This is a genomic window from Bacillus sanguinis (genome assembly GCF_018332475.1).
In the GTDB taxonomy this organism is placed as follows: domain Bacteria; phylum Bacillota; class Bacilli; order Bacillales; family Bacillaceae_G; genus Bacillus_A; species Bacillus_A sanguinis.
In genome coordinates this window covers 1-3,145 of the sequence record NZ_BOQB01000351.1, presented here as the reverse complement: position 1 = coordinate 3,145, position 3,145 = coordinate 1, and the positions used below count along the sequence as shown (strand labels likewise).

Genomic DNA, 3,145 nt, shown 5'->3' with positions numbered 1-3,145 from the left:
AATCCGCGTCTTTCAATCCCACTTAATCCTTCTACATTTTGCAATGTATCTTGAACGAGTTGTTCATATAAGGAAGCTTGTTCACCAGTAAGTGGGCAGTAAGCTTTCTGTTCTTGTTTATCTGGTAAGTTTAATGCGACGGTTTGATCTTTCTTCGTACGACGCAGTAAAAACGGCGAGATAAAACGTTGAACTTGTTGGATTTTTCCTTCATCACGGTCTTTTTCAATTGGTGAGACGAAGCGGCGCTGGAATTGTCCTAAGCTACCAAGATATCCGTGATTAATGAAGTCGAAAATGGACCAAAGCTCGGCAAGTCGGTTTTCCATCGGTGTACCGGTTAAAGCGATTTTGTGATTTGCTTGCAAGTTTCGTACTGCTTTGGACTGCTTCGTATGTGGGTTTTTAATATTTTGTGCTTCATCCAAAATAACAGCATCCCAGCATAACGTACTAAGTTCTTCTTCATCAAGCTGGGCTAATGCATAAGATGTTAATACAACATCTGCTGATTGAAGGAAGTCTTTAAATGATTCGCCTTTCGCTCGGTTACTTCCATAGTGTAACTGAACACGTAAATTTGGTGCGAAACGCTCAAATTCTTTTTGCCAATTTCCAAGAACAGATGTCGGTGCCACGATTAAGGCAGGCCCTGTTTGGAGATTATTCTCTTTTATATATAGTAAGTAAGTGATCGTTTGAATGCTTTTTCCAAGTCCCATGTCGTCAGCTAATAATGCTCCGAATCCAAGTTTTCTTAAATATAATAACCACTCAATGCCATGTTGTTGGTACGGACGGAGTGTAGCGTTTAGTGCAGAAGGGACATCTACTTTTGGAATATCTCCAATGTGTAATAATTTTTGGAATAGCTCTTCATAATATCCATCTAGTTCGATTTCAATATCGGTAAACGGACTATCTTCTTCTACAATTTCTGTTTCAGCAGTGTTTGATAAATGTTGCTGAAGGACATCTTTCATTTCTAGTCCATATTTATCGGCACGGCTCATGAGTTTTCTTACTTCTTCAATAAAGGCTGGATCCAGTCTCATCCATTGACCATTAATATTGAATAATCGTTTGTTTTGTTCAACGAGTTCGAAAAATTCGCTTTCTGATAAATCAATGCCGTTCGTTGAAATGCGCCAGTCAAAGTTAACAAGTGTATTCATGCCGAAGAAAGATTGCGTTTGCGTGGCATTTTGCTTCAGCTGAACACGTAATTTTGGTTTTGTCGTTTTTAAATTTTGCCACCAGGACGGCAGTAAAATCGTAATACCTGCAGCGAGTAATTCATTACTTGCTTCTGTTAAGAAGTTCCACGCTTCTGTTTCAAAGAGTTCGCTTCGGAATGTCTCGTCTTCTTTTAACCACGGTACGAGCTTACTGAAGCCTTCTTGTGTTTCAAGAATCCGTTCTTCATAATCGTGCCATCGTTTTGGCAAAGAATCGATACTCTCATATACATATATGCGATGCGCCCCGCGCTTTGGTGTAACGATTGTCTCAAGCTTCCACATTTCAAATTCTTCTTGTGGCTCTTGTAGCCGTAGTCCGATTGTAAAGGGAAGGTCATCTTCAATGTAACCAATCTTTCGAAGCCAATCTTCTTCATGTAGTGCTGCATCCAATTGTCTTTTCGTAAAGTCGTAATGTTCATAAAGTCTCTTGGCATCTTCCCATCCATCGTTTGAACGGTTATCTTGTAATATGCTTTCATTTACCGCGGCCGAGAAAAGAGATGCCAATGTGTCATCTTCGATTGGGGTATTTTGAACTTTCCAAGATGGTTGCTGAGACCAGCGCTCCATATTAGGTACGAAGCTACCACTAATGAAGGCATCCCATAACTCGTTCGCATCTTCCATAAGTGCTGTAATAGGGCCGTTTATTTGAATATGGGCAAAGGAGTTCATCGGTTTATTTGCGATATATTCAAATGCTTGTGCGTTTGTTAGCATAACACCTTGTTTTCCTTCAAAGGTCGCTTCTTTTAGAAACGTGCCGTAGAAGGAAGTGGAGTGCCATGTAAATGCATTTCGTTTCCAACTTGTTACGGATAATGGAGTACCGCTGTCATCTTCTCCCCAAAGGAACCAACCTTGACTAACGTGCTGGAGCCTAATTGTTACTTCAGTTTGATTGATCATCGATTAATTTTCCTTTCCGTAATTCCTCTTGTAGTGCACGCAGACGTGAATGTAAGTTTGCGATGTGAATAATGAAAGCATCCCATTCATCAGTTCGCTTTAATCGTTTATATAATGTACGTAATTTCTTTAAGTAACGAACTGCACGTCTATATGATTTGCGGTTTCGCTCTTCAATGGCCTCGGTAGCAGCAAGGTGATAAAGAGGAAGGGCTGCTTCTGGTGCTTCCTTTTCAATATCTTTCAGCGGTTCTTTCAAAAGTTCAATTGCTTCAAACCCATGTAAGAGCTGAAGTTCTGCCCATGTACGATATTGCTTTTTCGTCAGTACGTATTGCTCATAGTTTGCGAAGCTATATGGTAATAGCTCTTGCAAAATCATTTCGAGTCCGGCTTGTTCATTTGTATGGGTTGCATACGTTTCATACATGATGACAAATAAGCGAACGATATCTTTTATGAAAATCGTATTTTCATGCTCATGTATCGTTTTCTTCACTTGTTTATACGTAAAGGAAAGCCAGTTTTTCGCACGATCCCACTGCATTGCATTTAATAGTTCTTCTAACCAATAGAAGTACAGGCTTACAACAGAAGCAGGCTGTTTCTTTAGTAAGTCCATCGCTAATAGGTCTTCGTCATTTAAAAAGAGTAGATGAGAAGATGCTAATGCTTTGGAAAGTGGATTGATTTTCGTATCGATCCGTTTTTCTTCTTCTTGTAGTTGCTCTTTCTTGCGTAAGAGTTCACTCCATATGTGACGGTAAATAAAAAATCTTTCTTGCGTATAGGCGTCGGTGGAGAAGAATACTTCGTGAACGAGACGAGCTGTTTCTTGCAAAATTGCTTCAGACTCTGAAGGGATCGCTTCTGACTGTAAGTCCCGAACGATGGATTCCACTTTATCTACAAATAAGCGAACGACGTTAACAGGCTGGTGATAAGAATACGTTTTATTTACTTCGAAGTCCTGAATTTCTTCTAATAATTTT

Annotated in this window: 1 protein-coding gene and 1 pseudogene; both read right to left on the bottom strand. The window is 39.7% G+C overall.

All coding sequences use genetic code 11. From position 1 onward, the window contains the following. Positions 1–2,153: DEAD/DEAH box helicase (locus KI369_RS25785; RefSeq protein ID WP_212958244.1), on the bottom strand; the 2,153-nt coding region annotated here is incomplete at its 3' end. After that, a pseudogene (locus KI369_RS25780) lies at positions 2,137–3,145 on the bottom strand (SWIM zinc finger family protein); the annotation flags it as partial. The gene KI369_RS25785 and the pseudogene KI369_RS25780, both read right to left, overlap by 17 nt.